This is a genomic window from Pseudomonas sp. RIT288 (assembly GCF_000631985.1).
Lineage (GTDB): Bacteria > Pseudomonadota > Gammaproteobacteria > Pseudomonadales > Pseudomonadaceae > Aquipseudomonas.
In genome coordinates this window covers 90,446-116,576 of record NZ_JFYN01000010.1, presented here as the reverse complement: position 1 = coordinate 116,576, position 26,131 = coordinate 90,446, and the positions used below count along the sequence as shown (strand labels likewise).

The 26,131-nt window shown below is 59.9% G+C and carries 24 protein-coding genes; 6 read left to right on the top strand and 18 right to left on the bottom strand.

Annotated elements, in window-relative coordinates; genetic code table 11:
• On the top strand, window positions 1-726 hold a 726-nt coding region (locus BW33_RS11190), incomplete at its 5' end, for an RHS repeat-associated core domain-containing protein (RefSeq protein ID WP_160168817.1).
• A complete protein-coding gene (locus BW33_RS11185; RefSeq protein WP_052032707.1) occupies window positions 723-1,142 on the top strand; it encodes a hypothetical protein in 420 nt (139 codons plus the stop codon). The genes BW33_RS11190 and BW33_RS11185, both read left to right, overlap by 4 nt.
• Window positions 1,143-1,155: 13 nt before the next feature.
• Here the strand turns inward: BW33_RS11185 and BW33_RS11180 are convergent, their stop codons facing one another.
• A complete protein-coding gene (locus BW33_RS11180; RefSeq protein WP_047599006.1) occupies window positions 1,156-2,946 on the bottom strand; it encodes a bifunctional diguanylate cyclase/phosphodiesterase in 1,791 nt (596 codons plus the stop codon).
• A gap of 133 nt (window positions 2,947-3,079) precedes the next feature.
• On the bottom strand, window positions 3,080-5,164 hold the full coding sequence (locus BW33_RS11175) for a carboxy terminal-processing peptidase (protein ID WP_177327478.1): 2,085 nt from the start codon (window positions 5,162-5,164) through the stop codon (window positions 3,080-3,082).
• Window positions 5,165-5,302: 138 nt separating this feature from the next.
• On the opposite strand from BW33_RS11175, the gene BW33_RS11170 reads away from it, so the two are divergent.
• Window positions 5,303-6,265: a zinc-binding dehydrogenase gene (locus tag BW33_RS11170; RefSeq protein ID WP_047599003.1), complete on the top strand. Its 963-nt coding sequence runs from the start codon at window positions 5,303-5,305 to the stop codon at window positions 6,263-6,265.
• Between the two features lie 97 nt (window positions 6,266-6,362).
• Here the strand turns inward: BW33_RS11170 and BW33_RS11165 are convergent, their stop codons facing one another.
• From BW33_RS11165 to BW33_RS11140, 6 genes are all read right to left on the bottom strand, one after another.
• Window positions 6,363-7,016, bottom strand: coding sequence for an HAD family hydrolase (locus BW33_RS11165; RefSeq protein ID WP_047599000.1), 654 nt, complete (start codon window positions 7,014-7,016; stop codon window positions 6,363-6,365).
• A gap of 110 nt (window positions 7,017-7,126) precedes the next feature.
• Window positions 7,127-8,116: an ABC transporter ATP-binding protein gene (locus BW33_RS11160; protein WP_047598999.1), complete on the bottom strand. Its 990-nt coding sequence runs from the start codon at window positions 8,114-8,116 to the stop codon at window positions 7,127-7,129.
• Entirely contained in the window at window positions 8,113-8,913 is an 801-nt protein-coding gene (locus tag BW33_RS11155) for an ABC transporter permease (RefSeq protein ID WP_007965346.1), read from the bottom strand. The genes BW33_RS11160 and BW33_RS11155 overlap by 4 nt, the downstream gene beginning before the upstream one ends.
• The gene (locus BW33_RS11150; RefSeq protein WP_166495653.1) at window positions 8,900-9,736 is read right to left on the bottom strand and encodes an ABC transporter permease; all 837 of its coding nucleotides are present in this window, start codon (window positions 9,734-9,736) and stop codon (window positions 8,900-8,902) included. The genes BW33_RS11155 and BW33_RS11150 overlap by 14 nt, the downstream gene beginning before the upstream one ends.
• Before the next feature lie 5 nt (window positions 9,737-9,741).
• A complete protein-coding gene (locus BW33_RS11145) occupies window positions 9,742-10,548 on the bottom strand; it encodes an alkaline phosphatase family protein (RefSeq protein ID WP_047598992.1) in 807 nt (268 codons plus the stop codon).
• A 182-nt stretch (window positions 10,549-10,730) separates the two neighbouring features.
• Window positions 10,731-11,798 (bottom strand): ABC transporter substrate-binding protein, encoded by a 1,068-nt coding sequence (locus BW33_RS11140; protein ID WP_047598989.1) that lies wholly within the window; start codon window positions 11,796-11,798, stop codon window positions 10,731-10,733.
• A 352-nt stretch (window positions 11,799-12,150) separates the two neighbouring features.
• Between BW33_RS11140 and BW33_RS11135 the strand changes: the two genes are divergently transcribed.
• Window positions 12,151-12,864: a UTRA domain-containing protein gene (locus tag BW33_RS11135; RefSeq protein ID WP_007965348.1), complete on the top strand. Its 714-nt coding sequence runs from the start codon at window positions 12,151-12,153 to the stop codon at window positions 12,862-12,864.
• 452 nt (window positions 12,865-13,316) lie between these two features.
• On the opposite strand, the gene BW33_RS11130 is transcribed toward BW33_RS11135, so the two are convergent.
• The 9 genes from BW33_RS11130 to minC all read right to left on the bottom strand — a co-directional run bounded on the left by BW33_RS11130 (window position 13,317) and on the right by minC (window position 22,728).
• Window positions 13,317-14,642 (bottom strand): amidohydrolase, encoded by a 1,326-nt coding sequence (locus tag BW33_RS11130; protein WP_047598987.1) that lies wholly within the window; start codon window positions 14,640-14,642, stop codon window positions 13,317-13,319.
• Between the two features lie 66 nt (window positions 14,643-14,708).
• A complete protein-coding gene (locus BW33_RS11125; protein WP_047598984.1) occupies window positions 14,709-16,862 on the bottom strand; it encodes a mechanosensitive ion channel family protein in 2,154 nt (717 codons plus the stop codon).
• A gap of 77 nt (window positions 16,863-16,939) precedes the next feature.
• Window positions 16,940-17,116 carry a hypothetical protein gene (locus BW33_RS29970; protein ID WP_007965354.1) on the bottom strand — a complete coding sequence of 59 codons (177 nt, stop codon included), beginning with the start codon at window positions 17,114-17,116 and terminating at the stop codon, window positions 16,940-16,942.
• Window positions 17,117-17,304: 188 nt separating this feature from the next.
• The gene (locus tag BW33_RS11120; protein ID WP_047598982.1) at window positions 17,305-18,594 is read right to left on the bottom strand and encodes a M18 family aminopeptidase; all 1,290 of its coding nucleotides are present in this window, start codon (window positions 18,592-18,594) and stop codon (window positions 17,305-17,307) included.
• A gap of 167 nt (window positions 18,595-18,761) precedes the next feature.
• On the bottom strand, window positions 18,762-19,862 hold the full coding sequence (locus BW33_RS11115) for a hypothetical protein (protein WP_047598979.1): 1,101 nt from the start codon (window positions 19,860-19,862) through the stop codon (window positions 18,762-18,764).
• 51 nt (window positions 19,863-19,913) lie between these two features.
• On the bottom strand, window positions 19,914-20,549 hold the full coding sequence (locus BW33_RS11110; protein ID WP_007960625.1) for an RluA family pseudouridine synthase: 636 nt from the start codon (window positions 20,547-20,549) through the stop codon (window positions 19,914-19,916).
• A 175-nt stretch (window positions 20,550-20,724) separates the two neighbouring features.
• Window positions 20,725-20,979 carry a cell division topological specificity factor MinE gene (minE, locus tag BW33_RS11105; protein WP_003223146.1) on the bottom strand — a complete coding sequence of 85 codons (255 nt, stop codon included), beginning with the start codon at window positions 20,977-20,979 and terminating at the stop codon, window positions 20,725-20,727.
• Window positions 20,979-21,791, bottom strand: a complete 813-nt coding sequence (minD, locus tag BW33_RS11100; protein WP_007960626.1) for a septum site-determining protein MinD — start codon at window positions 21,789-21,791, stop codon at window positions 20,979-20,981. The genes minE and minD overlap by 1 nt, the downstream gene beginning before the upstream one ends.
• A 199-nt stretch (window positions 21,792-21,990) precedes the next feature.
• Complete coding sequence (gene minC, locus BW33_RS11095) at window positions 21,991-22,728, bottom strand: septum site-determining protein MinC (RefSeq protein ID WP_047598978.1); 738 nt, start codon at window positions 22,726-22,728, stop codon at window positions 21,991-21,993.
• Window positions 22,729-22,845: 117 nt separating this feature from the next.
• Between minC and BW33_RS11090 the strand changes: the two genes are divergently transcribed.
• A complete protein-coding gene (locus tag BW33_RS11090) occupies window positions 22,846-23,781 on the top strand; it encodes a lipid A biosynthesis lauroyl acyltransferase (RefSeq protein ID WP_047598976.1) in 936 nt (311 codons plus the stop codon).
• Between the two features lie 35 nt (window positions 23,782-23,816).
• Entirely contained in the window at window positions 23,817-24,989 is a 1,173-nt protein-coding gene (locus tag BW33_RS11085; RefSeq protein ID WP_047598974.1) for a patatin-like phospholipase family protein, read from the top strand.
• Between the two features lie 90 nt (window positions 24,990-25,079).
• On the opposite strand, the gene BW33_RS11080 is transcribed toward BW33_RS11085, so the two are convergent.
• A complete protein-coding gene (locus BW33_RS11080) occupies window positions 25,080-25,865 on the bottom strand; it encodes an outer membrane protein OmpK (RefSeq protein WP_047598973.1) in 786 nt (261 codons plus the stop codon).
• Window positions 25,866-26,131: the final 266 nt, after the last annotated feature.

The window sequence follows — 26,131 nt, the reverse complement described above, 5'->3', positions numbered from 1 at the left end:
GCGGAAAGTGGGCTGCATTACAACCGGCATCGGTATTACGACCCGAGGTTGGGACGGTATCTGACGCCGGATCCGGTGAGGCTCGCAGGTGGGTTGAATCAGTACCGGTATGTGCCGAGTCCGACGGGGTGGGTGGATCCGTTGGGGTTGAGCTCGAATTGTCCGCCGCCGAACAAGCCGGGTTGTACGGTGCCGGGTGATGTAAGTGGCGCTAAGGTTGATGAGGGTGAGCCAGCGCTGCCGAAGATGACGGCGCAAGAGCGGAGGGCGAGGGTTGATGAACTAGCCGAGGAAAATGCAAAGCGGCGTGTTAGTGAGTATGAAAAAATTTATGACATGCACACTGTGAAAAAACATAGTTCGGAAATTTCTGATCCAGCTCTCAAACAGCGAGCGATCAATGGAGCGGATCCTCATACCGGTGAGGTCCCGAAAGGTGCCAAAGGTAATCCAAGCTCTCAGTTTCATAGCTGGCGCATGCATTTGGGTGCCTTGAATAAAGCGATGACGAAGGATAAAAACGGTTTGATTCGGCATACAGGAAAGGATCAGAAGAAAAATCCAATAGTTAGGTTGGAACTGCCTGGAGCAGGGCGCGGTTACAGACCCAATAAAAAAGATTCACAAAATCCGGGGCTTAATGAGGATATGAATTGGTTTGAGTTTAAATTCGACAAAGTGAATACACAGGAGCCTTTTACGGGCTTCCCCGCGGAGGGGAAATGATGCTGAAAGACCCATTTTTAAATGAACGCTTCGAACCTGACTTAATGTGGTTTGTTGGGATATTTGATGTTTATGATAGAGAGGAGACCAAGGGTGTAGAACTCGAGGCTTATGATCCGAATGATCAAGCTGATAGAAGTATGCTAATAAAAAAGTATTGCTTGAATCAGCCTTATCTATCACATAGGCATAAATTGGCTCTCATTGAAAATCTAGAGGCGGTGCTTAAGGATCCAAACTTCGATTTTCAAGCTATATTTGAAATAGATGAATGCGAGACAAACAGTTGGCCGCGTGAGGAATGGTATTCATTAGAAAGTCCACGTAGGTTTTTTCAAGATGTCTATCAACTAGCGACAGAAATCTGGAAAGAGGATCTGTTGATGGCTGCAAGTGAAGATAAGTCGGCTTGGTAAACTAAAAATCAAGTCAACGTTGTACGCTAAGTTGCAATCGATGTAGCTCGGCAGAGGCGAGACTATCAATCACATGCACGCTATACCCCGGAACATTCTTCGCATGATGCTTCGCCTGCGAAGCCATTTCCGCGAGTTGGCTGGCATCCAGTTCTGCGCAGGCCTCGGGTTGCAGGTGGACTACGCCGATTGATAACGAGAGCAGCGGAAACTCCTGCCGTACACCTTGGCGATTCGGCGCGATGAAGCAGCCAGCTTCAAGATGCTCAGGGCGATAGAAGCGCCGGCATTGGCTCTGGAAGTCGTCGAGCAGTTGGTTGAGGCGTTTGCGCCAGTCTTCCGGGCCGAGGACGAGGAGGAAGTCGTCGCCGCCGATGTGGCCGACAAAGTCGCGGGACGGGTCGACGCGTTCGTTGAGGCATTGCGCCAGGCACAGCAGGACTTCGTCACCACGGCCGTAGCCGTAGATGTCGTTGAAGGGTTTGAAGCTGTCGATGTCGACGTAGCAGATGATCGATTCGCGGCCCTGTTGCAGCAGACGGGTCAGGCATTGCTGGATCGGCACGTTGCCGGGCAGCAAGGTCAGCGGGTTGGCGTAGCGGGCTTGCTGGATTTTCAGTTCGGTGATCAGTTTGAGCACGTCGATCACCCGACCGAGGCCGAGATAACCGCCGTTGAGGGTGATGATGAAATCTTCTTCGATGCGCTGCCGGGCGCGGCTGGTGATCAGGCGGCTGACCTGTTGCAGCGATTGGCTCATTTCCACGGCGAGGAAGTCGTCGTTCATCAGGCGGCTGATCGGTTTGCGCGCGAACAGGTCGGTGGCGAATGGTTTGAGCAGCGCGTCGGACAACGAGTGGCGATGGACGATGCCGCACGGCTGACCTTGTTCGTCGAGCACTGCCAGTGAGTTCAGATTGGCCTGGCGGCGGAAGGCTTCCAGCACCGTGGCGGTCGGTGTGTCGCGATGCACCGCCGGTTGGTCGTTGAGCAGGGCGCTGAGGTCGCTGCCTTCGTCGTTCAACGCCACGGCGCTGCTGTCGTGTTTCGGCATCAAGGCTCGGGCATCGCGGGGTGGATGTTCCTGTGGACGACCCAGCAGGTAACCCTGCACCAGATCGACGCCCATTTCGGTCAGCACCGCCAACTCTTCCGGCAACTCTATGCCCTCGGCAATCACCTGCGCCCGCGAAGCCTTGGCGATTTGCAGGATCGAGCCGACGAATTCTCGCTTTAACGCGTCCTGATGAATGCCGTCGATGAAGTGGCGATCGATCTTCACGTAATCCGGGCGCAGCTCCGACCATAGGCGCAAGCTCGAATAACCGGCACCCAAGTCATCCAGCGCAATCGAAAAGCCCATCGCCCGATAGTGATGCAGGGCGGTTTGCAGCAACTGGAAATCGTCGATCGGCGTCTGTTCGGTGAGTTCGATCACCACCTGACTCGGCGGAATGCCGAAGTCCTGTAACAGTTGCAGGGTGCGCCCCGGTTGGTGCGCGGCTTCGAGCAGGGATTCCGGCGAGACGTTGAGGAACAGCTTGCCCGGTAGTTGCTGCTCGTTGAAACGACGGCAGGCAGACTGGCGGCAGGCAATTTCCAGTTCGTTCAAGCGGCCGGCCTGACGCGCCACGGAGAACAGCGCGATAGGCGAATGCAGAGGGCTGTTGGACGGGCCACGGGTGAGGGCTTCGTAGCCGAGAATACGACGCTCGGAGAGACAGATGATCGGCTGGAACAGGCTGTGCAAACCGCTTTGAGTCAGGATCGAGCTCAAGGCACTCAGCTGTTCGGTCGTGGTCATGGCAATCTCTGGCGATAAAAAAAGGACTGGGAGCGCTCTTGCTTGAAGAGGCGCTCCCAGTCCTTTATTTCACGACAGAATGATGACTGTTTGATGACGCTCCGGGGAGCGTGACCACTAAATTGCCATCATCTTACTTCTTGGCCACCTGATTGCTTAGCTTCAGGTAATCCAGCAGGACGCGCCCGGTTTCGCTCAGGTAGGCGTCGTCTTCCGGTTTGACCTTGTCCGGCTCAGCCGCGGCCAGCGCATCTTCATCTTCTTTCTTCAGCTCTTTGAGCGGCTCTTCGCCTTTGGCTTTGCGACGGATATTTTCCATCGCCAGTTGCTTGGCATCGATGTCCGCGTGCTGGGCACGGCGTTCGGCTTCGTTGAGGCTGACGGTTTTTTCTTCCATCAGCTTCTGCGCCAGGGCCAGCTTGTCGCGGATGAACACGAACTCGGCGTCTTTGGCGCTGCGTGCGTCATGCTCGGACTTGAGCTGCGCCAGGTACGGCTTGAACGGATCGGAGGCCGGCTTGATCGCTGCCTTGATGGTGTCCCACGGCATGGCTTCCGGCAGGGCGCTTTCGCCGATTTCCTTGGTGTCGATGATCGACGGGTAGTCGATGTCCGGCAGTACGCCCTGATGCTGGGTACTCTGCCCGGAAACCCGGTAGAACTTGGCCAGGGTCAGTTTCAGTTCGCCATGGTTCAGCGGCTGAATGGTCTGCACGGTGCCTTTGCCGAAAGTCTGGCCACCGATGATCAATGCGCGATGGTAGTCCTGCATGGCGCCGGCAAAGATCTCCGAAGCCGAGGCGGACAGGCGGTTGACTAACAGTGCCATCGGGCCTTTGTAGAACGCGCCCGGGTTTTCATCTTCCAGCACGTCGACGCGGCCATCGGCATTACGCACGAGCACGGTCGGGCCCTTGTCGATGAACAGGCTGGTCAACTCGGTGGCTTCCTGCAGGGAACCGCCGCCGTTGTTGCGCAGGTCGATGACCACGCCGTCGACTTTCTCTTTCTGCAGTTCGGTCAGCAGTTTCTTGACGTCACGGGTGGTGCTCTTGTAGTCCGGATCACCGGCACGGAACGCCTTGAAGTCGAGGTAGAAGGCCGGGATCTCGATGATGCCGAGCTTGTAGTCCTTGCCGTCCTGTTTCAGGTTCAGCACGGATTTTTTCACCGCCTGGTCTTCAAGCTTCACCGCTTCACGGGTGATCGGCACGATCTTGCTGGTCTGGTCGTTCGGCGCATTGCTGGCCGGGATCACTTCCAGACGCACCACGGTGCCTTTCGGGCCGCGGATCAGCTTGACCACTTCGTCCAGGCGCCAGCCCACCACGTCGACCATCTCTTTGTTGCCCTGGGCAACGCCGATGATCTTGTCGGCCGGTGCGACCTGCTTGGTCTTGTCGGCCGGGCCAGCCGGCACCAGACGCACGACTTTCACTTGATCGTTGTCGCTCTGCAACACAGCGCCGATGCCCTCGAGGGACAGGCTCATGTTGATGTCGAAGTTCTCCGCGTTATCCGGCGACAGATAGTTGGTGTGCGGGTCGTAGGACATGGCGAAGGTGTTGATGTACGCCTGGAAGATGTCTTCCGCGCGAGTCTGGTCCAGACGCGCCAACTGGTTCTTGTAGCGCTTGGTCAGGGTTTCCTGGATCTGCTTGGAATCCTTGCCGGCAATCTTCTGCCGCAGCACTTCGTCCTTGACGCGTTTGCGCCACAGGTCGTCGAGTTCAGCGGTGGATTTGAGCCAAGGGGCATCCTTGCGATCGATCAGCAAGGTCTCCTTGGTGGTGAAGTCCATCTTGTCGACGCCCTTGTTCAGCTCCGCAATGGCGAAGTCCAGACGCGCCTTCACGCGGTCCAGATAGCGCTTGTAGATGGTGAACCCGGCGTTGAGGTCGCCGCTTTTGAGGAAGTCGTCGAACTGGGTCTTCCATTTGTCGAATTCGGCGATGTCGCTGGCCATGAAATAGCTGCGCGATGGGTCCAGCAGCTTGATGTAGCTGTCGTAGATGATCACCGAGCGCGCATCGTCGAGCGGCGGCTTGCTGTAGTGGTGACGCTTGAGCAACTCGACGACGTTGAGGCTGGCGATCACTTCGTCGCGATCCGGCTGCAACTTGTCCCAGCTGTTGGCTGCGAATGTAGTGCCCGACACCGGCAACAAGCCGATACCGATGAAAAGAGCGAGGGCGGTGCTGGGGAGCAGATGCTTCATGCTGATTCGACGCGGGGACAATTGATAACGCATATTAGGCCGTCTTTGAAGTCGCCGGTTCTACGAGAGCCGGTCGCATAATGCAAAAAGCCCGGCGCTACAGCTTCGGGCTCAGTCCAGACTCACTATGGAGGCACTGTGAAGGCATTGCAAGGCGTTGAAGGTCAAGTGGCATGGGTTGAAGAGCCGAGCCCGGCATGTGATGTAGGACAAGTGCGCATTCGCGTGGCGGCTGCGGGCCTCAATCGCGCCGATTTATTACAGAAAGCCGGGCTTTATCCGCCGCCGCCGGGCGCCAGTCAGGTGCTCGGTCTGGAGTGTTCCGGGGTGATCAGCGAAGTCGGCGCCGGCTCGTCCTGGCAGGTCGGCGACCGGGTCTGCGCCTTGCTGGCCGGGGGCGGAATGGCCGAGGAAGTGGTCGTCGACGGACGGCACGTGCTGCCGGTGCCCGAGGGTGTTTCGTTGATCGAGGCCGCGGCATTACCCGAGGTTTATGCAACGGTCTGGCTCAACGTGTTTCAACTGGCGGCGCTGAAACCCGGCGAAAAAGTTCTCCTGCACGCCGGTGCGAGTGGAATTGGTTCAGCCGCCATTCAGCTGTGCAAGGCGTTCGGCAATCCATGTTGGGTCAGCGTCGGGTCTGCCGAGCGATTGGCCTACTGTGAGGCGCTGGGAGCCCAGGGCGGCGTGGTGCGCAGCGATGACCTGGAAAGTCTGCGCGACTTCGGGCCGTTTGACGTGATCCTTGATCCGGTCGGTGGCAACTATGCGGCGCTGAACCTCAAGCTGACGGCGCTGGACGGACGCTGGGTACTGATCGGTTTGATGGGCGGGCGGGAGGCGAAACTGGATCTGGCACAGGTACTGGCCAAGCGTGTGCAACTGCTCGGTTCGACGTTGCGCAGTCGCGACGATCAGTTCAAGGCCGATCTGTTCAGCGACTTGAGCCAACATGTGTGGCCGCTGTTTGCCGAAGGGCGGCTGAGTCCGCAACTGGCGAAAACCTTTCCGGTAAAAGATGCCGAAGCGGCGTTTGCCGAGCTGGCGAGCAATACGGTTTCGGGGAAAGTGGTGCTGGTGATTGACGACAGCCTGAGCTGATTGGAAGGGCAAGATCAAAAGATCGCAGCCTGCGGCAGCTCCTACAGTGGGAGGGTGTACACCCTGTAGGAGCTGCCGCAGGCTGCGAGCTTTGTTTTTATTTCCAGAGATGAATCGGCCAACCTGCTTTTTCGGCGTGCTCCAGCAGCACCGGATCAGGATTCACCACATGCGGGAAATCCACCTTCAGCAGCAACGGCAAATCATTGCGTGAGTCGGAGTAGAAACTCGCGCCTTCCAGGTTCTCCTCCTCGGCATCCAGCCATTCCAGCAGGCGGGTGATCTTGCCTTCGCGGTAGGTCAGCGTGCCGACGGTCTGGCCAGTGTAAACGCCGTGCGCGACTTCCAGTTCGATGCCGAGAATTTCGTCGATGCCCAGGCGCTCGGCGATCGGTTTGACCAGGTGCGTGCCGGACGCCGAGATCACCAGAATCCGGTCGCCGGCCTTGCGGTGAGCCGCGATGGTTTTGGTGGCGTCGCTGAAGATGATCGGTTCGATGAAGTCTTCGACCCACGGGCCGACCAAGTGCTCGACCTCTTCCTGGGTACGGCCGATCATCGGTTCGAGGCTGAACGTCATGAATTCTTCCATGCGCAATTTGCCATGGCTGTAGGCGTCCATCAGCTCGTTGTTCTTGCGCATGAACGACTCGGGATCGACCCAGCCCAAGCGCCCCATCTGTTCGCTCCAGAGGGTGGCGCAGTCGCCGTGGATCAGGGTTTCGTCCAGATCAAAAATTGCCAAAGCCATCGGTTCTCTCCGAGAACAGCTGCGAGCTACAAGCTTCGAGCCGCAAGATTGAATTCAAGTACGCCGCAGTCTACAGCTTGAAGCTCATAGCTCGAAGCTCGCAGCGGCCTTCAGGCTACTTCACACAGGGCCGTCGGATCGATGGAAAGCGCCAGACGTTGACCGTCGGGATGCAGATCCGCCGCCGAGCGGTTGAGCACGTCCACCACCAGTTCCACCCCGCGGGCTTCGACCCGGTAGCGGATCACATTGCCGAGCAGGCTGTGGCTGCGGATCTGCGCATCGAGTTCGCCATTGAGGCTCAGCTCGATGGCTTCCGGGCGAATCGCGATACGGTGGTTGATCGGCCGTTGCAGCAGTTTCGAGGCGCTGTCGGCGTCGAGCAGGTTGTAGTTGCCGATGAAGCCGGCGGCGAACACATCGACCGGTGCGGTGTAGAGGGTTTCGGCATCGCCGCTCTGCACGATCTTCCCTTGGTTCATCAGGAAAATCCGGTCGGACATGGTCAGCGCTTCTTCCTGATCGTGGGTGACGAAAATCGTCGTCAGGCCGAGCTCGCGCTGGATCTGCCGGATCTGCTCGCGCAGGTGTTTGCGAATTCGCGCATCCAGCGCCGACAGCGGTTCATCCAGCAGCAACAGGCGTGGACGAGTCACCAGCGAGCGGGCGAGGGCCACGCGTTGGCATTGGCCGCCGGAGAGCTGATGCGGATAACGGCTGGCGAAGTCGTTGAGTTCGACCAGTTTCAGCACCTCGGCGACACGCTTGTGGCTTTCGTCCGAGTTGACCTTTTGCATGCGCAGGCCGAAGGCGACGTTCTGTTCGACGGTCATGTTGGGGAACAGTGCGTAGCTCTGGAACACCATGCCGATCCCGCGTTTCTGCGGACTCAGCGGCACGATGTCGACACCATCAAGGAGGATCTTGCCGCCATCCACCGGCGTCAGCCCGGCTATGCAGCGCAGCAGCGTGGACTTGCCGCAACCGGACGGGCCGAGCAGGGTGACGAATTCGCCCTTGTTGATCTCGCAGTTGATGTCGCTGAACACGGTCGTGCCCGCGTAGTTTTTCTGCAGGTGTTGGACGCTGACATAGCTCATTCGCTTTTGTCCTTGTTCAAGATGTTGGCGATCCAGGTCAGGACCAGCACGAAAAAGAAGTACGAGATCACCAGCGCGCTGGTGAAGTGGCCGCTGCTGTTGCGCATGTTGTTGAGGTACACCTGCAGGGTTTCGTAGCGCGTGCCGACGAGGATGTTGGCGAACACGAACTCACCGAACAGGAACGAGAACGACAGCAGCAATGCGACCATCAGGCCTTTGCGCAGGTTTGGCAGCACCACCAGAAACGCCGCCTGAAAGGTGCTGGCGCCGAGCAGTTGCGCGGCGTCCATCAGGTCGCGCAGGTTGATCGCCTGCAGGTTGTTGGTGATCGCCCGGTACATGAACGGCAGCGCCACGGTGAAGTAGCAACCGATCAGGATCCACGGCGTGCCGACCATCGCCAGCGGCCCGGAACCGTAGAGTTGCAACAGACCCACCGATGACACCACCGGCGGCACCGCGAAGGGCAGCAGGATCAGGATGTTCATCAGCGCATCGAGTTTCGGGAAGTGGTAATGCACCACGAACAGCAGCGGCAGAATCAGCACCACTGACAGCACCAGCGCACCGACGCACACCAGCAGCGACTGGCCGAAGGCATGCAGGAAGCGCGGATCGCTCCACAACTGGAGATACCACTTGAAGGTGAAACCGCTGGGCAGGATGGTCGCCGACCAGCTGCTGGCAATTGAGTAGATCAGCGTGCCCACCAACGGCAGCAGCAGAATCGCGAACAACAGATAAACCACGACGCGGTGGTAGACGCCGGCCGGGCCGGATTCAGCGCGAGACATGGTAGCTCCTCTTCAGCAGCAGTTGATGCACGACAGTGACGATGGTCATCAACGCCACCAGCACCACGGCCAGGGCGCTGGCCAGATTCGGATCGAGGGAAATATCCCCGGAAACCATCGCCGCAATCCTGATCGGCAAAACGTTGAAGTTGCCGGTGGTCAACGCGTACACCGTGGCGTAGGCGCCGAGGGCGTTGGCCAGCAGGATCACGAATGTACCGAGCAGTGCCGGGGTCAGCACCGGCAGACCGATGTGCCGCCAGAACTGCCAGCCGTTGGCGCCGAGCAGCGCGGCGGATTCGCGCCAGTCTTCACGCAGCGCGTCGAAGGCCGGGTAGAGCAGCAGCACGCCGAGGGGAATCTGGAAGTAGGTGTAGAGAATGATCAGACCGGTTTTCGAGTACAGGTTGAAGTCTTCAATGATCCCGGCCTGCTTGAGCATGATGGTGATGCTGCCGTTGAAACCGAGCAGGATGATGAACGCAAAGGCCAGCGGCACACCGGCGAAGTTGCTGGTCATGTTGGCGAAGGCATTCACGAAGTTGCGCAGTTTCGAATCAACCCGACGCAACGAATACGCCCCGAGCACGGCGATGATGATGCCGAATACGCTCGACCAGAAACTGATCTCGAGGCTGTACTGGATCGCCTGCAGATAGAACTTCGAATTGAAGATCTTGCTGAAGTTGGCGAAGCCCCAGCCGAACTCTTCCGATTGCAGGCTGTTGATCATCACCCAGACCAGCGGGGCGATTTCGAACACGATGAAGAACAGCGCGAACGGCACCAGACACAGGGCCGCCAGCCATTTGCCGCGAGTCATGGCATTCACTTGAGCAGCTCCCGGCACACAGGTTTGTCGTGGGGTACGCCGAGCAGTTCGCAGACGGTTCCGCAGATCTCGGTCTGCTTCGGCGCGGCGTCAGCATTCAGGCTGAAGGCGTCGCCGAGGACGAACAGCGGCACCCGGCGCTCTTCCGGCAGCAGGCCGTTGTGCGAGCGGTCGTTGTTCATGCCGTGATCGGCAGTCACCAGCACTTGATAGTCTGCGTCGAGCCAGCCTTGCAGGTAGTCGGCGAGGATGATGTCCGCCGAGCGTGCGCTGTTGCGGTATTGCGCAGAGTCGAGGCCGTGCTTGTGACCGGCGTCGTCGATGTTCATCGGGTGGATCAACAGGAAATTCGGCGCATGCCGCAGGCGCAGGTGTTCCGCGTCGGCAAACAGGTGCGAATCCGGGTAGTGATCGCTCCAGTAGAAATGCCCGTGCTGGATCGGTAGCGCTGGATCGTCGGTATGCCGGTCGCGGGCCGCTACGAACGGCGAGCGGTTGTACAGCTCGCTGACCCAGTGATAGGCCGCTGCGGCGGTTTTCAGGCCGGCGTCGCGGGCGTAGTGATAGATGCTGCGCTGATTGGACAGCCGTGCAACGTTGTTGTGGACGATACCGCTGTCGATCGGCGGTACGCCGGTAAGGATGCATTCGTAAAGCGGTCGGGACAGGGCCGGCAACTCGCACTCCAACTCATAGAGCGCGGCGCGTCCTGCGCCAACGTAAGCCTGCAGATGCCCCATGGCGTGACGCGCGACCTCGTGGTTGAGACCGTCGAGCACGACAAGGATGACGTTGTGCTTCATAGGGGCAAAAACTCCGCGAAAACAGGAAATTTCAGATTCAACCTGGATCCCCTGTGGGAGCGAGCCTGCTCGCGAAAGCGGTGGTTCATTCAACAATGATGTTGACCGAGATACCGTCTTCGCGAGCAGGCTCGCTCCCACATTTGGATCTTCGACCAATCACACGATGGTGATTCGTCGTCTTACTTCATTTCTACGGTGACTTCTTCGTTCCACTTCTGCGGCAGGGCCTTGGAGGTTTTTTCCCAGGCGTCGGCGTCCTTGATCGGCGTGACCTTCTTGTACTGCTCGTTCGGCAGCAGCTTGGCTTTCACGTCTTCCGGCAGTTGCAGGTGTTCGGCGCGGATCGGACGGGCGTTGCCGCGGGCGAGGTTGGTCTGGCCGGCGTCGCTGAAGATGTATTCGCGGGTCAGCTTGGCGGCGTTCGGGTTTTTCGCGTATTTGTTGATGATGGTGGTGTAGCCGGAAATCACCGAGCCATCCGACGGGATCAGCACCACGTAGTCATCCGGGTTGGCCATCTTGGCCTTGTAGCTCAGGCCGTTGAAGTCCCAGACCACGCCGACTTCGATCTCGCCTTTTTCCATGGTGGCGATGGTCGGGTTGGCCATCGACAGGCGACCTTGCTTGGCGATGTCTGCAAACAGCAGCAGGGCCGGCTGGATGTTCTTCTCGTCGCCACCGTTGGCCAGGGCAGCGGCCAGTACGCCGTTGGCGGCTTGCGCGGCGGTACTTACGTCACCGATGGAAACCTTGTATTTGCCGCCCTTGAGGTCAGCCCATTTGGTCGGTACTTCGGAACCGTGAAGCAGCTTCTTGTTGACGATGAAGGCGATGGTGCCGGTGTAGGCCAGTGCCCAGTTGCCGTCCTTGTCCTTGGCCCAGTCCGGGACTTGATCCCAGGTGCTTGGCTTGTACGGTTGCACCACGCCTTGCTTGACCGCGATCGGGCCGAAGGCGGCACCGACGTCGCCGATGTCGGCGGTCGCATTGTCTTTTTCGGCGGCGAACTTGGCGATTTCCTGGGCCGAGCTCATGTCGGTGTCGATGTGTTTCAGGCCATAGGTCTTGGCCAGATCTTCCCAGGTGCCTTTCCAGTTGGCCCAGTCATCGGGCATGCCGACGCTGTTGACGGCGCCTTCCGCTTTCGCAGCGGCTTCGAGGGTTTTCAGGTCGGTACCCGCCGCCATGGCGGAGGTGCACATTGCAATGGTCGAGCCTAACAGTGTTGCCAGGAAAAGCTGTTTCATTCCGAAGCTCCTTGGTCGTGTTCAACGCTGCGATTGCGGTTTGTGTTGGTCTAGGTCAGCAATACCTGAGCCAATTTAAGGGGGCTGGATGACACTTTGATGTCGGCGGTCGCCCGGCAGGCCTTTTATTGGCCCGGTTTCGGCGCTTGCCCGGTAAGCGTAGACCAAGGTCAAAGCCCCGGCGGACAAGGGACTTGGCCGATGTATTGCAAGTCATGAGGGCGACCGTCGGGCGGGTTTGTCATCTCTCGGTCATCTGCACTGCCTAGGCTTGCAATACATGAAAACGGCTTGCAGGCCGTACGGTTTTTGCCCCGAAACAGTGCTGGTCTAGTCCAGATAGGTAACGTTGATGCGCGATGAGGCAACAAAAGCGGTGACAGCGATTGGTCAGGTGCTGCAGGAGCAACTTGATCACGGCCTGCTCGCGCCCGGGAGCAAGTTGCCGGCCGAGCGTAAGCTCAGTGAGTTGTTCGGCACCACGCGCATTACGGTGCGTGAGGCGCTGTTGCAGTTGGAGGCGCAGGGGCAGATCTATCGCGAGGAGCGCCGTGGCTGGTTCGTTTCACCGCCGCGTCTGGCGTACAACCTGATGCAGCGCAGTCACTTTCACGCGATGGTCAGTGCGCAGGGGCGGGTGCCGTCGACCGAGGTGATTTCGGCGCGGTTGCAGCCGGCGTCGGTGGCGGTGTGTGCGTTGTTGCAGTTACCTGCTTTGTCGAGCGTGATTCAGATTTGTCGGTCGCGGCGGATTGACGGGCGGCTGGTGTTGTATGTCGAGCATTATCTGAATCCGCAGTATTTTCCGGGGATTCTGGGATTTGATTTGAATCAGTCGATGACCGAGCTTTATGCGCGGCATTACGATTTGCGCTATGGGCGGGTGCGGTTCGAGATTGTGCCGACGTCGTTGTCGGTGGATGCGGCGGCGGCTTTGCGGGTTTCTGTCGGGAGTCCGGGGTTAAGGATTGCTCGGGTCAATTATGATCAGCATGAGCGGTTGATTGATTGTGATCTGGAGTTTTGGCGGCATGATGCGATTCACGTTGGGGTTGATGTTGTTTGAGCGTTTGGCCTTGGCGGCCTCTGGGCCGACCAGGTTCTTGGGGGTTTGGGTGAATATCCGTTTTTTTGGGTGTTGCGGCTGGCGGTTTCGCTCTTACAGCGACTCCCTTTGGCAAACGCCCCAAAGGAAGCAAAGGTCTTTGGCCCCGGCGTACGGCCCTCGCTTAGGCTCGGGTTCCTTCGCTCCGTGATTCATCCGGGCGCATCGCCTCCGGTTTGCTTCGCTGCACCTCCTCTCGATGCATTTGGCTTCGCCAAACGGTCGCTGCGCTCCCTACCCCCGGATGAACCCCTCCACTCAGCCTGCCGAAGGGGCCGGCACGGCAAGATCAAGAGCTGCAGCCGAGCTTGCGCTCATCCTGTGTAGGAGCTGCCGAAGGCTGCGATCTTTTGATCTTGATCTTTAGCCGATCAAAAGATCGCAGCCTCGTTGCACTCGTCAGCTCCTACAGGTTAGTGGGTGTTGGTGTAGAGGTAGTCTGTTGCCAGTGAGGCCAGTGTGCGTACGCCCACCACCAGCGCCGACTCATCCACAAAGAACCCCGGATTATGATTCGGCGCCGCCTTGCTCATGTCTTGATCCCGTGGCGTCACCCCTAAAAAAACAAACAGCCCCGGCACTTCCTTGGCAAAGAACGAGAAGTCTTCCGCGCCGCCCACCAGCGGAGCATTGACCACGTCATCCTGGGCTGCCCACTTCAACGTCGGCAGCATTTTCTCCGTCAGTGCCGGGTTGTTGATGGTCGGGTCGTATTTTTCGATGATGGTCACGTCGGCTTTCGCGCCGCCGCTTTCGGCGATTTTTTCGATGGTCTGGCGCACGTCGGCGTGGAGTTTCTGGCGGATGCCGTAGTCGTAGGAGCGGAGGGTGCCGCTCATGTCCACGGACTCGGGAATGATGTTGTAGCGGGTGCCGCCGTTGATGGTGCCGATGCTGACCACCGAAGGGTAGGACGAAATGTCGGTGCGCCGGCTGACCACGGTTTGCAGGCCGACGATGGTTTGCGCGCCGACGGTGATCGGGTCGATGCCGTCCCACGGGCGGCCGGCGTGGGTTTGTTTGCCGAGGATTTTGATGCGCAGGTCGTCGGAGCTGGCCAGGGTGGCGCCTGGGCGGTAGGCGATCTGACCGGCGGGGACGCCGGCCCAGACGTGGAGGCCGAAGACGGCGTCGGGTTTGGGTGATTTCATCACGCCTTCCTGCACCATCATTTTCGCGCCCCAGGTGTTTTTGCCGTCGGGGATGAAGTCGCTCGGGCCTTCTTCGGCGGGCTGGAAGTAGAAGACCACGGTGCCGGGCAGGGTGTCGCGCATGCCTGTGAGAATTTTCGCCGTGCTCAGCAGGATCGCAGTGTGGGCGTCGTGGCCGCAGGCGTGCATCACGTCGACTTCTTTGTCGAGGTAGGTGCCTTTGGCTTTCGAGGCGAAGGGCAGGTCGGCGACTTCCTTGACCGGCAGCGCGTCCATGTCGGCGCGCAGGGCCACCGTCGGGCCGGGCAGGGCGCCTTTGAGGATGGCGACCACGCCGGTGCGGGCGACGTTGGTTTGGACTTCCAGGCCCATGGCCTTCAGTTGCTTGGCGACCCGTTCCGCGGTGCGTTTTTCGCTGTTGCCCAGTTCCGGATGCGCGTGGATGTCACGGCGGGTTTCCAGCAGTTCCGGTTCAAGTGCCTTGGCTTGCGCGGCGATCTGTTCGCGGGTGCTGTCCTGAGTGGCGGCGCTGGCGGTGCCGGCCAGCAGAGTGAGCAGAACGGCCTGGGCGATACGTGTCAGCTGCATCGGGTGTCTCCATGGTTATTGTTTTTCTGGCTTCCCTGCCTGTGACCCGAGTGTCTGCGCGAAGTGCTATTCCTTCGGCTGGCCACCACCGGCAGTGATGACCTGCACACTCATGCGTGGCGTCGCCAGATCGAGGCCGGCTTCGTCCAGATGGCGCTTGAGCGACAGGTTGAACGCTCGGGAAACTTCCCATTGTTTGATCGGTGCGGTTTTGAACCGGGCGCGCAGGATCGCGCTGCCGGACTCGAAACTTTCCACGCCCTGAATCTCCAGCGGCGACCAGATATTGCGCCGTTGCAGCGGGTCGGTGCGCATTTTCTGGCCGACTTCGCGCATCAGTTTGATCGCGTCGTCGATCTCCATGTTGTACGGCACTGCCACGCGGAAAATCGCGTAGCCGAATTCCCGAGAGTAGTTCTTGATGCTTTTGATTTCGCTGAACGGGATGGTGTGGACGATACCGTCGATGTCGCGCAGGCGCACGGTACGGATGGTCAGGCCTTCGACAGTGCCGAGGTGGCCGCCGACGTCTACGTAGTCGTCGATCGCCAGCGAGTCTTCGATGATGATGAACAGGCCGGTGATCAGGTCCGCCACCAGCGACTGTGCACCGAAACCGATGGCCAGACCGATCACACCGGCACCGGCCAGCAGTGGTGTGACGTTCATGCCCATGTTCGCCAGGGCGACGATCAGCGCGATGATGAAAATCGCCACGAACAGCACGTTGCGGATCAGCGGCATCATCGTCTGCGCGCGGGCATTCGCCAGACCTTTGCGCGAGCGGGTGAGGGCGTGGTGCACGGCGGTGTCGGCGAGGATCCAGATCAGCCAGGAGAAAATCAGCGTGCCGATCAGGCTGAACAGTTTGACGCTGACGTCATGCCCTTCGCCCTCGGCAAACCCGATCAGCGACTTGCCCCATACGCGCAGGCCGAGTTCGATGAAGGTCAGCCACACCAACAGGTGGGCGAGGGTGTAGAAGAAGCTTTTCAGGCGCTCCGAATACAGCGCGTGACGCTTCGGCCCGCGCTGCGGTTTGAGTGAATGACGACGCACGAGACCGTTGATCACCATGCACATCACCAGCAATACCGTGCAGATCAGTGACTGGCGCAGGGCGGTGCTGGTGTCACCGGCGGAGACGAAGGTGGCGAACAGCGAGATCCCGACCAGCACCAGCGCCGGCACGTACCAGAAGGTGCCGAGGATATCGATGGTGTCGCTGAGGGCGCGGCGGGTCAGGCGGCGGGACAACGGCTGATTGCGGATCAGGTGCGCGATCGGCCGGCGGAAACGCAGGATGAACAGCCCGGTGAACAGCGCCGCGAGTACGTTGGTGACGGTCGCGGTGGTGTGCGCCAGGTGCACGCCGAGGCTTTCCACCAGACGCGGGTCGTTCAACGCTTCACCGAATGCGGCGAAGCTGCCGATCAGCCACAACGGACGGAAGGCCTGATGCCGCAGGATGTACAGCGCCCGATGCCGGTGCGGGCCGTCGAGCAGCGAGAAGGCGATCACGCAGATCGCCGAGAAACAGGTGCCGACCACCAGCGCATAAGCCAGCACCATCGCCAGGCTTTTGCCCAATGACGAGGGCAGCGCGTAGCTCATGTAGACGGTAATGACCAATGCAATCAGCCACGGCCCGAGCTTGCGCAGGGCGAAGCGCAGCATGTCGAGGGCCTTGGGGTGTTGCGGCAGTTCTTCGGTCAGGCCGAAGCGCATGCGCACCCGGTGACCGAGCCAGATCAGCGCGGCGGCGAGCAGGCTCCAGACCATCAGGATCACGGCGAAGCCGAAGATGATCGGCAGCCATTCGCTGGCGGGCAACATCAGGTTGTCGAGTTCGTCCCTGGCCAGATCGAACTCGTCGGACCAGCGGGTCAGCGGGCTGTCTTCACCGGAGAACTGCTTCTCGAAACTGGCCAGGGTGCCGCCGATCAGCCCCAGCACGCCTTCTTCCGGTGAGGCCTGGGCTTTCTTTGTGGCGTCGCGCAGCTTTTTCAGATCGCTCAGCAACTGTGCGCGTTGCTTGTCGTTTTCCAGTGACTTGATGACTTCATCCAGCGACTGGCCCAGCGGCTCTTGCGCCTCCGGCTGCGTCTTGGGGGTGTTAATCAGGCCCGGCAACCCGACCGCATGGGCAGGGGCCAGCGGCAGCAGCGTCATCAGGCAGACAAGGAACAGGCAGGGCAGAGCAAACAGACGAGCGAACACTAGGCGGTCAACCTCGCAAAGGGGCGAATTGAGCGAGTGTACGAGGCAGCCAGAATCAATGCGAGCCGGGCGCGGATTTATTCGTTGAGTTTGGCGAGGATCTTGTAGACCACCGTCGCCAGGATCATCAGCATGCCGACCCACATGGCAAACACACCGGCGTTCTTGTCGCGGAAGTTGAAACCGATCGCCAGCAGGATCATCCCGGACAGGATCGGAATGAGCATGGCATGGAAGGAGGACATCGAAATCATGGTGACTGCCTTGTCGAAGGGAATGATTTAAGTCTAGGTCGCTTTTGGCGGAGCGGTTCTGATGTGTATCAGAATTGAGTCAGTCCAATGATGAAATTGTGTTGTCTGGACTGGCGCTTTCGCGAGCAGGCTCGCTCCCACCCTGGAATGCATTCCAAACTGTGGGAGCGAGCCTGCTCGCGAAGCTTTTAAGGCAACTCGCGGCTGGCGTAGAACGCGCTCAGCACTTTGACCAGGTGTGCCAGGTCGTGGCTGCCGCACAGTTCGCGGATCGAGTGCATGGCGAAGGTCGGCAGGCCGATGTCGACGGTGCGCACGCCCAGGTGGCTGGCGGTGATCGGGCCGATGGTCGAGCCGCAACCCATGTCGCTGCGCACCACGAAGCTCTGCACCGGCACTTCTTCGGCCATGCACAGATGGCGGAAGAACCCCGCGGTTTCGCTGTTGGTGGCGTAGCGCTGGTTGCTGTTGACCTTGATCACCGGGCCGGCATTGAGTTTCGGACCGTGGTTGGCGTCGTGCTTCTCGGCGTAGTTCGGGTGCACGCCGTGGGCGTTGTCGGCCGAGACCAGCAGCGATTTCTGGATGGTGCGGACGAACTCGTCACCTTCCGGCAGCAGACGGCGCAGGGTCTGTTCGAGCATCGGGCCATCGGCACCGCACGCCGAGCAGGAGCCGACTTCTTCGTGGTCGTTGCACACCAGCACGCAGGTTTCTTCGGTGTCGGCGGTGAGCAGGGCTTGCAGGCCGGCGTAGCACGACAGCAGGTTGTCCAGGCGCGCACCGGCGATGAAGTCGCCATGCAGGCCGATGACCGCCGCGCTCTGGGTGTCGTAGAAACTCAGCTCGTAATCGAGCACCACGTCGGCGTTCAGGCCATGTTCGCGAGCCAGTTGATCAGTCAGTACCGCGCGGAAGTCGACGCGCTCGTCACCGGCGAACTGCGCGAGGATCGGCGGCAGCTCGGTCTGCGCGTTGATCGCCCAGCCCTGATTGGCTTCACGGTTGAGGTGAATTGCCAGGTTGGGAATGATTGCGATCGGAGCCTTGAAGTCGATCAACTGGCTTTCGACCTTGCCGTCACGACGGAAGGTGACGCGCCCGGCCAGCGACAGGTCGCGGTCGAACCACGGCGCCAGCAGGGCGCCGCCGTAGACTTCAACGCCCAGTTGCCAGAAGCCCTGACGTTGCAGTTCCGGTTGCGGTTTGACCCGCAGGCACGGGCTGTCGGTATGGGCGCCGACCAGACGGATACCGTCGTGCAGCGGCGAGTTGCGGCCCATTTTGATCGCGACGATCGAGGAGTCGTTACGGGTGACGTAGTAGCGGCCGTTGGCCTCGGTGGTCCATGGCTCGCGCTCGTCGAGGCGCACGTAACCGGCGGCCTCCAGACGCTGAACAAGGCTGGCGGTGGCGTGGAACGGGGTAGGGGAGGCCTTGAGGAAGTCGATCAGGCCTTGGTTCAACTCTTCGCGCATAAGAAGCTCCAGACAGCAATGGGCGGGAGTTTAACGCATCGGCCGGGGAATTGAATCTGAACCGGATTCCTGTAGGAGCTGCGGCACGCTGCGATCTTTTGATTCAGTTTGTTGAAATCAAAATCAAAAGATCGCAGCGTGCCGCAGCTCCTACACAAAGGTGGTGTTCAGCGGGCCGCGGCTACGCGTTTTTTCAGGTAGCTCATGATGACTTTTTCGTCCTCCGGTTTATCCGGACGCGGCAGCTGTTGCGGCCAGGGATTCTGGCTCAGCAGTTTTTTCTGACGGCTTTCGTCCCAACGGAGTATCTCCCGCGAGGCGCATTCCCACCATTCGTGGCGGCAGGCGCTGTAGTACGGATCTTCCGGCGCAGCGCTGCCGTACAGCAGGTCGCGACCGACCTTGCGCAGCGTGCCGCTCTGGTGACGCAGCTTCCATTTGATTTTCAATCGGCGCCAGGCCGACGGGAACGGTTTGACCCGTGGCACATCGCTGCACAGATCCACCAGGCGCTGGCTGAACTGCTCGCCGTGCTGGGAGAAGAAGTACGTCTGCATCGCGTGAAAGAAACGTTTTTCCGCGAAGTAGTGGTAGACGTGTTTGCGCGCTTCCACCACCTGACGCCCGCGCATGGCGTACGACAGGGCGATCTGTTCGATGGTGTGGATTTCGAAGCCGCCGAGTGTCCATTCATCAATCAGGCGAATCGACTCTTCGAACAGCGCCGAATCCCTGTCGGTCACGCCGCACAAACCGCTGTTGTAGAGTTTGAAACCGTTATCCGGCGTCACACCGTGGCGGCGCAGGTCGCGACCGAGTTTTTGATAGTCGGGACGCTGGTGCACATCGTTCCAGTCGTACTCGAAGCGATCCATCACTGAGCGGTTCGGCTCGATGAATTTGAACAGTTGGCTCGGATGGCGGGTAAACAGGGTGTCGGTGTCGACGAACAGGGTCTTTTCCGCCCACTGCATGCCCGCGGCGATGGCGCAGGCCTTGCGACGGTGGTGATAGCCGTGGGTGCCTTGCCAGCGGGTCAGAGTCGCTTCGTCCAGCAACACCGTGTCGACCGGCCAGCCCGCATAGTCATCGGGGCGATCGGTGAGAATGCGGATGGCCGGACGTTCACCGTTTTTGGCCTGGGACAGCACGGTCAGGATGCTGAACTTGGCTTCGCGCCGGTACACATCCTGATTGCCGTAAATCAGGTAAAGCAGTTGATGACGAACTTTCGTGAGGGGGGTTACCAGGGAATCAATACAACTCATCCGAAAACAAAATCCTTGCTCAAAAAAACAGCGCTGCCACTCAGGCAGCGCTTAAAACGGTGCCGGGCATTCGAAGCGCAAACGCTCGCCGGTTTGCGGGTGGGTAAAGCTCAGCATGCTCGCGTGCAGGCACAGACGCGGCCACGCCGCCAAGGCCTGCTCATGGGCGTACAGCCCGTCGCCCAGCAGCGGGTGACCGATGGACAGCATGTGCACACGCAACTGGTGCGAGCGCCCGGTGATCGGCGTCAGCTCGACGCGGCACCAGTCGCCGCAACGTTCCAGTACGCGCCAGAAGGTCAGTGCATGCTTGCCGAATTCGTGGTCGACCACGTGCCGCGGTTTGGTCGGCGGATCGTAGCGCAGGGGCAGGTCGATGCTGCCGCTGTCCAGTTCCGGCTGACCCCAGGCCAGGGCAGTGTAGGCTTTCTCTGTTTCACGATCGTGAAACTGCCGCGACAGTTCGCGGTGGGTGTCGGCGTCGCGGGCCAGCAGAATGATGCCGGAGGTTTCCCAGTCCAGGCGATGGACGATGCGCGCTTCCGGGTAGCCGTTTTCCTGCAGGCGGGTGATCAGGCAGTCCTTGTTGTCGTCGGCTCGACCGGGTACCGAGAGCAGCAACGTCGGTTTGTCGACCACCAGTACGGCGGCGTCCTGATGAATGATGCGGATGTTGGACAACGGCATTAAAACAGCCTCGTAACAAATGCCAACGGCGGCTCAGAACCCCCAATGCCCTTGTAGGAGATGCCGAAGGCCGCGATCTTTTGATGTTCAGAAACAAGATCAAAAGATCGCAGCCTTCGGCAGCTCCTGCAGAGGCTTCAGGGATCTGAGCCGCCGTAGCGACTGCCGGATCGACTCAGCGATCGGGCAGGGTGATGTTGAGTTCCAGAATCGAGCAACTGCCCTGGCTTTCCAGCGCAACGTGTACGTCGTCGTTGCCGATGTTGACGTACTTGCGGATCACGTCGACCAGTTCCTTCTGCAAGGCTGGCAGGTAATCCGGCGTGCTGCGCTGGCCGCGCTCATGCGCCACGATGATCTGTAGACGCTCTTTCGCTACCGAGGCGGTACTTGGCTTTTTGTTGGCACGAAAGAAGTCAAAAAGGTTCATTACCTACCTCCAAACAGGCGCTCGAAGAATCCCTTCTTCGTAACATCGAGGAAACGATGTTCTTTTTCTTTGCCCAGCAGACGATCAACGGCATCGCTGTAGGCCTGACCGGCGTCGCTCTGGTCGTCGAGAATCACCGGGACGCCCGAGTTGGAAGCCTTCAGGACCGCCTGCGACTCAGGGATCACGCCCAGCAGGGTCACGGCCAGAATTTCCTTCACGTCTTCGACGCCCAGCATCTCGCCATCGCTGACGCGCTGCGGGTTGTAACGAGTCAGCAGGAGGTGTTCCTTGATCGGCTCTTCGCCGAGTTCGGCACGACGCGACTTGCTGGCCAGCAGGCCCAGCATGCGGTCGGAGTCACGTACCGAGGACACTTCCGGGTTGGTCACGATGATCGCTTCGTCGGCGAAATACATGGCCAGGTGCGCACCTTTCTCGATGCCCGCCGGGGAGTCGCAGACCACGAAGTCGAAGTCTTCCTTCAACTGCATCAGGACTTTTTCCACGCCTTCCTGGGTCAGCGCGTCTTTGTCGCGGGTCTGGCTGGCGGCCAGCACGTAGAGGTTTTCCAGGCGCTTGTCTTTGATCAGGGCCTGCTGCAGGTTGGCTTCGCCGTTGACCACGTTGACGAAGTCGTACACCACGCGACGCTCGCAACCCATGATCAGGTCGAGGTTACGCAGGCCCACGTCGAAGTCGACGATCACTGTTTTGTGGCCGCGCAGAGCGAGGCCGGTACCGATAGCGGCGCTGGTGGTGGTCTTACCCACACCACCCTTGCCGGATGTAACCACGAGAATCTTGGCCAAGGTGTTTCACCCCTAAGGAAGAAGGACTTTTTAGCCCCTGAAAAACATCTCTTGAAAACTACTGCAGTCGGACAGCCTTGGCTGGAATTCGGCGCAAGTCGCAATTGCCGGGGGCAAACGCTCCTTGATCCTTTTTCCTACTTCGTTTGAGCCGTTTTCGCTACGTTTTAGAGATGCTTGGAAAATGCGGCAGTATCCGTTAAAGCCGAATGATGTTCAACACGTCGGCCGACAGGCTGACCTGGACGCCGGAGCCCCACAGTGGATCGCGGCGCAAATCTTCGGAAACCTTGTAATGCCCGGCGATGGAGATCAGTTCAGCGCTCAATTGCTGACAGAAAATCCGGGCCTTGGTGTCGCCTTTGACGCCGGCCAGTGCGCGACCGCGCATCGGGCCGTATACATGGATGTTGCCATCGGCCAGAAGTTCCGCCCCCGGACTGACCGAGGAAACCACGACCAGATCGCCACCCTGGGCATATATCTGTTGGCCACCACGTACTGGCGTAGTGATGACGCGGGTGGGTTTGACCGTCGGCTCCGGTGGCTTTTCCGGCTTCTTTTTGACTTCCGGCTCCGGGGCTTCCAGCGGTCGCTCACGGGCGCCGGACGGCGGCAGCACCGGGATGTCGATGGCGATGGCGGCGGCGATGTCTTCGATACGGCTGGCGCGGATCGCCAGGGTGCGCAGGCCATGCTGGCGGCACACGCGCATCAGGCCGGGCAGATCGAGCGCGCCTTCGCCGGGCGGCAGTTTGTCCAGCGCCAGGACCAACGGTGCATTGCTGAAGAAATTCGGCGCCTGGGCGACTTTGGCGGCCAGTTGCCGATCAAGGCTGTCGAGGTCGTTGCGGGACAGTTCCAGCACCGTGATGGCCAGCATGCTGCCCTTCAACTGGAACACGGGATCTCGGTCTGGCGATTCGTTTTGGCTCATATCGGCATACAACGGCTTGTCACTAAAAGTGCCGAGACTTATAACGAGAACGCCCGCGAGCCGCAAGCCGGGTCGAACGATGTAGAATGCGCGGCCACTGAATTTACGGAAGCTTTAATGGATCGCCCGCGTTTTCGAAGAGCCTTTCTTTCTCCCCGCTTCTGGCCGCTCTGGTGCGGTCTGGGGCTGTTGTGGCTGGTCGTGCAGTTGCCGTATGCGGTTTTACTGACGATCGGTCGTGTTTTGGGCGCATTGATGTATCGCGTGGCCGGCGACCGGCGGCGCATCGCCAAGCGCAATCTCGAGCTGTGCTTCCCGGAAAAATCCGCCGCCGAGCGCAAGCGCCTGCTCAAGGAAAATTTCGCCTCCACCGGCATCGCGTTTTTTGAAATGGCGATGAGTTGGTGGTGGTCGCGTGAGCGTCTGGCCAAACTGGCCCACTTCGAAGGCCTGGAGCATCTGCAAAACGCCCAGCGCGAAGGCAAGGGCGTGATCCTCATGGCTGCGCACTTCACCACCCTGGAGATCGGCGCGGCGCTGCTCGGTCAGCAGCACACCATCGATGGCATGTACCGCGAACACAAAAACCCGTTATTCGACTTCGTCCAGCGTCGGGGCCGTGAGCGGCACAATCTCGATTCGCTGGCGGTGGAGCGTGATGACGTGCGCGGCATGCTCAAACTGCTGCGTTCGGGCCGGGCGATCTGGTACGCACCGGATCAGGACTACGGCGCCAAGCAAAGCATCTTCGTGCCGCTGTTCGGCATTCAGGCGGCGACCGTGACCGCGACCACCAAGTTTGCCCGGTTGGGTAAAGCGCTGGTGGTGCCGTTCACTCAGGAACGTCTGGCGGATGGCAGCGGCTACCGGCTGGTGATCCATCCGCCGCTGGAAGACTTCCCGGGCGAGACCGAAGAGGCCGACTGCCTCCGCATCAACCAGTGGGTGGAAAGTGCGTTGCGCGCCTGCCCTGAGCAATACTTGTGGGCGCACCGCCGCTTCAAGAGCCGTCCACCGGGCGAGCCGAAGCTTTATCCCAAACGGCGCGGCTGATTCACTTACCCTTTCAAGCACCATGGAGCGTTGCGATGAGCCCAGCTGAACCGGTCACAGGTTTGATTCTTTCCGGCGGCGGGGCTCGGGCGGCGTATCAGGTGGGGGTGCTGGCGGCGATTGCCGAATTGCTGCCGCTGGGCGCGGACAATCCGTTTCCGGTGATCGTCGGCACTTCGGCCGGGGCGATCAACGCGGTCAGCCTCGCCAGTGGTGCCAGCGATTTTCGCGCGGCCATCGAACGCCTCACACTGTTCTGGCAGGGCTTTCGCAGCCATCGAGTGCTGCGCAGCGACTGGCCGGGGGTGATCCGTCAGGCCAGCCGCTTCGTCAGCCACAGCCTGCTCGGCATCGGTCGGCAACTGCCGGTGGCGCTGCTCAACAGTTCGCCGCTGCGCGAGCTGCTCAATGAAAAACTGCACATGCCCGGCATCGCCGAATCCATCGCCCGCAAGCAATTGCATGCGGTGGCGGTGACCGCGTTCGGCTACGAATCGGGGCAGGCGGTGACCTTCTATCAGGGCGGCGGCAAGATCGATGCGTGGTTGCGCCATCGGCGGATCGGCGTGCCGGCGCAATTGTCGGTGGATCACCTGCTGGCCAGTTCGGCGATCCCGTTGCTGTTTGCCCCGGTAAAAATCGGCGAGGAGTTTTTCGGTGACGGCGCAGTGCGCCAATCGGCACCGATCAGCCCGGCGCTGCACCTGGGTGCAAGTCGGGTGCTGGTGGTGGGCGTCAGCGGCAACCCGCGTGGTGTTGATCCCCGGCAGCCTCTGGAGCGCGCCTACACCGGTCAGCAACCAACGCTGGCGCAGATCGGCGGACACATGCTCAACAGCACGTTCATTGACAGTCTGGAGAGCGACATCGAGTTGCTGCAGCGCCTCAACCAGTTCAGTCGCCTGATGCCCGAGGGCACTCCGACCCGCGAGCTGGGCGTGGCGCCGGTGGAGGTGCTGGTGATTTCGCCGAGTCAGCCGATCGACGAGATCGCGGCGCGACATCGCCAGGAATTACCCGCGGCGTTGCGTCTGTTCTTGCGCGGGCCGGGGGCGACCAAGACCAGTGGGGCGGGGGTGCTGAGTTATCTGCTGTTCGAGGCAGGGTATTGCAGCGAGCTGATCGACCTGGGACGGCGCGATGCGTTGGCCAAGCGTGAGGAGCTGTGCCGGTTTCTGGGGATCACCGAGTCGGTGGTTCCAGTCTGAGATTTGCGGTGAAGCCTTCGCGAGCAGGCTCGCTCCCACATTGGAACTCGGTCGAATGTGGGAGCGAGCCTGCTCGCGAAGCTTTTAAGATCAGAAGTGGAACTTCACCAGGAAGCTTGTGGTGCTCTGATTGGTCTTGAACGCACCGGTGTCGTCGATCCCGTACTTGTCTTTCCAGTAGTCGTATTCAACACCGACATACAACTGCTTCTCGCCGAAACTCAGCGCCTTGCCCAGGTCGTATTTGATCTGCGGGTTGAAGTGCAGGTTGGCGTGGTACTCGCCCTTTTTGTTGACGTCGTTGTCGGTGACCCAGTCCATGAAGCCGTCGATCAGGATGTCCGACTTGCCGACCGGGATGGTGTAGGACCAGACCGGGGTGATCTGCCAGACGTTGTCACCGGCGCGAGCGCCTTGGGTGTGGCGCTGGTAGAAGTTCAACTGGAAGTAGTCGAAGCCCGGGATCGCCAGGTCGAAGCCCGGACCGATCAGGTACGACTCGGTGTCACCTTCGCCGAACTCGTAAGTCATCGCCAACAGGACGTCTTTGATCGGGCCGAATTCAATCTTCTGGTCGAGCACTTTGCCCAGCGAGATGCGCGGGCTGAACTCACCGTAGTAGGTGTTCGGGCCGTTGCTGAAGTCCTTGCCACCGTTGTAGAAGATCTTGTCGAGGAAGAAGAAGTTATCCCCGTACTTCCACGCATCGGCGTGCTCGAAGGTGACGGTCTGCTGGATGCGCGGGTTGACCTGGAAATCCTTGCCATACAGGTAGGTCAGGCTGTTGTTCTGCCATTGCAGCAGGCCGTCGGCCATGGCCTGGCCGCCGGCCAGCATCGATCCCGCAAGCATCAGGCTGGTGCACATACGTTTCATTCGGTTGCTCCCAAAGTAGGTGTTCCACGTTTATTTTTTTAAGATCGGCGCTCTGGTGTGGCGCCTTTTTTCGTCGCTGAAAAAGTCATCCGATCGGTCAGCTTCGCTGGTGATAGCAAGAGCTGGGCCAACGCTTTCGAAAAGCAAAAAAACGCCCGTTCGGCTGCTGAAAAACAGTCGATTGCGCGTGTTTTCGGGATGCCTCGGTACTGACCGGGGCCGGGATAAGTTGGCTCGTCGGTCAGGAATTAAATCCGGGCTTTTTT

Coding starts and splice junctions, on each gene's coding strand:
- BW33_RS11185 (WP_052032707.1), top strand. CDS start 723: ATGATGCTGAAAGACCCATTTTTAAATGAACGCTTCGAACCTGACTTA.
- BW33_RS11180 (WP_047599006.1), bottom strand. CDS start 2,946: ATGACCACGACCGAACAGCTGAGTGCCTTGAGCTCGATCCTGACTCAA.
- BW33_RS11175 (WP_177327478.1), bottom strand. CDS start 5,164: ATGAAGCATCTGCTCCCCAGCACCGCCCTCGCTCTTTTCATCGGTATC.
- BW33_RS11165 (WP_047599000.1), bottom strand. CDS start 7,016: ATGGCTTTGGCAATTTTTGATCTGGACGAAACCCTGATCCACGGCGAC.
- BW33_RS11160 (WP_047598999.1), bottom strand. CDS start 8,116: ATGAGCTATGTCAGCGTCCAACACCTGCAGAAAAACTACGCGGGCACG.
- BW33_RS11155 (WP_007965346.1), bottom strand. CDS start 8,913: ATGTCTCGCGCTGAATCCGGCCCGGCCGGCGTCTACCACCGCGTCGTG.
- BW33_RS11150 (WP_166495653.1), bottom strand. CDS start 9,736: ATGACTCGCGGCAAATGGCTGGCGGCCCTGTGTCTGGTGCCGTTCGCG.
- BW33_RS11145 (WP_047598992.1), bottom strand. CDS start 10,548: ATGAAGCACAACGTCATCCTTGTCGTGCTCGACGGTCTCAACCACGAG.
- BW33_RS11140 (WP_047598989.1), bottom strand. CDS start 11,798: ATGAAACAGCTTTTCCTGGCAACACTGTTAGGCTCGACCATTGCAATG.
- BW33_RS11135 (WP_007965348.1), top strand. CDS start 12,151: ATGCGCGATGAGGCAACAAAAGCGGTGACAGCGATTGGTCAGGTGCTG.
- BW33_RS11130 (WP_047598987.1), bottom strand. CDS start 14,642: ATGCAGCTGACACGTATCGCCCAGGCCGTTCTGCTCACTCTGCTGGCC.
- BW33_RS29970 (WP_007965354.1), bottom strand. CDS start 17,116: ATGATTTCGATGTCCTCCTTCCATGCCATGCTCATTCCGATCCTGTCC.
- BW33_RS11120 (WP_047598982.1), bottom strand. CDS start 18,594: ATGCGCGAAGAGTTGAACCAAGGCCTGATCGACTTCCTCAAGGCCTCC.
- BW33_RS11115 (WP_047598979.1), bottom strand. CDS start 19,862: ATGAGTTGTATTGATTCCCTGGTAACCCCCCTCACGAAAGTTCGTCAT.
- BW33_RS11110 (WP_007960625.1), bottom strand. CDS start 20,549: ATGCCGTTGTCCAACATCCGCATCATTCATCAGGACGCCGCCGTACTG.
- minE (WP_003223146.1), bottom strand. CDS start 20,979: ATGAACCTTTTTGACTTCTTTCGTGCCAACAAAAAGCCAAGTACCGCC.
- minC (WP_047598978.1), bottom strand. CDS start 22,728: ATGAGCCAAAACGAATCGCCAGACCGAGATCCCGTGTTCCAGTTGAAG.
- BW33_RS11090 (WP_047598976.1), top strand. CDS start 22,846: ATGGATCGCCCGCGTTTTCGAAGAGCCTTTCTTTCTCCCCGCTTCTGG.
- BW33_RS11085 (WP_047598974.1), top strand. CDS start 23,817: ATGAGCCCAGCTGAACCGGTCACAGGTTTGATTCTTTCCGGCGGCGGG.
- BW33_RS11080 (WP_047598973.1), bottom strand. CDS start 25,865: ATGAAACGTATGTGCACCAGCCTGATGCTTGCGGGATCGATGCTGGCC.